The organism is Sinomonas cellulolyticus (genome assembly GCF_014656475.1).
Lineage (GTDB): Bacteria > Actinomycetota > Actinomycetes > Actinomycetales > Micrococcaceae > Sinomonas > Sinomonas cellulolyticus.
The window spans coordinates 1-1,432 of record NZ_BNCM01000036.1 but is presented as its reverse complement, the minus strand read 5'-3'; the positions used below and the strand labels follow the sequence as shown (position 1 = coordinate 1,432).

General features: G+C 71.5%; 1 protein-coding gene and 1 pseudogene. Both read right to left on the bottom strand.

What is annotated here, in order from left to right:
- A partial coding sequence (locus IE231_RS18090; RefSeq protein WP_189695388.1) for a TnsB C-terminal domain-containing protein occupies nt 1-1,234 on the bottom strand: 1,234 nt, incomplete at its 3' end.
- 1 nt (nt 1,235) lies between these two features.
- A pseudogene (locus tag IE231_RS18085) lies at nt 1,236-1,432 on the bottom strand (recombinase family protein); the annotation flags it as partial.

Below are 1,432 nucleotides of genomic sequence, written 5' to 3'. Positions count from 1 at the left end.
CCAGGCTCAGGCGCTGGTTCGGGTGGTTCTCGTCGATGGCGGTGCAGACGAAGGCATCGTGGTCGTAGACGCGGATCTCGGAGAGGTCGCGGGGGTCGTACCGGATGGTGACGGTGTGGCCGACGAAGGGTGCGAGGGTCGTGGAGAGGTAGCGCTGGCCCTGGAAGTGGATGCCGTCGCGCTGGACGGTGCGGTGCTTCGGGACGGTCAGGAGGAGCCCGTCCAGCTCCTCGAGGGTCTCGGGCATGCGGGGCAGCCAGCCGTCGGCGGTCCATGCCTTCTTCGGGCTGATCCCGAGCTCGCGGTGTGGGCGCTCGTTGTAGGCGGCGATGAAGCCGGCGATCGCCGCATCGAGGGCGGGGAGGTCCAGGACCGGCTTCGGCGCGGCCGCCCCGTGGGCGATGTGCCCAGGGAGGGACTCGAGGAGTTCGGTGTTGAGGGTGCGGAAGAAGCGTTCAGACTTGCCCCTGCCCTGGGGGCGCCCGACGGTCGAGTAGACCAGGCGGATCTTCAGGGCTACCGCCGTGTATTCGAGGTGGCGGCTGGTGAAGTCGCTGCCGTGGTCGACATGGAGCACGTCCGGGATCCCGCACATCGCCCAGGACGGATCGCTCTTGCGCCAGATCGCCTGCCGCAGCGCCAGGGCTGTGTTGATCGCCGACGGTGCGCCGGTGAAGACCATGTAGCCGCAGACCGCCCGCGCATAGTCGTCCATCACGACGGTCAGCCACGGCCGCTCCGGCCTGCCGTCGGCACCGACGACGAGGATGTCCAGCTCGGTGTGGTCGGCCTGCCAGGTGGCGTTCGGCCTCTCCGCCCGTCGCCGGAAGACGAGCTCGTGCCGGTCGCGGTAGGCCGCTGGCCCCTCCAGGGCCAGGGTCACCAGGGCCGGATCGAGCCCGCGGACGATCCCGCGCACCGTCGCGTAGCTCGGGGACGGGACCCCGAGCCGGTCTGCCTCCGCGACGGTGAGCCGGTGGACCGTCGCGATGCCCGGACGTGGCCTGGTCAGTGCCAGCCGCTCGATGAAGGCCACGAGCTGCCCGGCGGTGCGCCGGGTCCCGGCATCGTTGCGCCGCCGCGGCCCCAGCGCGTCGATGCCGCCGCCCTTGTAGAGTCGGTGCCACCGCTGGAGGGTGCGGAGCCCGATCTCTGTGTCCCGGGCCAGGGCCGTCAGCGGGATGTCGTCCTCGACATGGAGGCGCAGCACGCTCCACCGCTGCAGCCCGTCCACCTCAGGCCCGCTCGGCCCCGGAGCTGAGTGAACGCGCGGCGAGCTGGTGCCGGTACAGCGTCGCCCTGGACCATCCAACCAGCTTCGCGGCCTCCTCGGCCGTGCGCCCCTTGGCCCTGGCATCGTTGACGATCGCGAGCTTGGCCGCGACCACCTCCGGGCTCAGCGGCGGCCGGCCGAACCGGGTGCCGTTCTGCT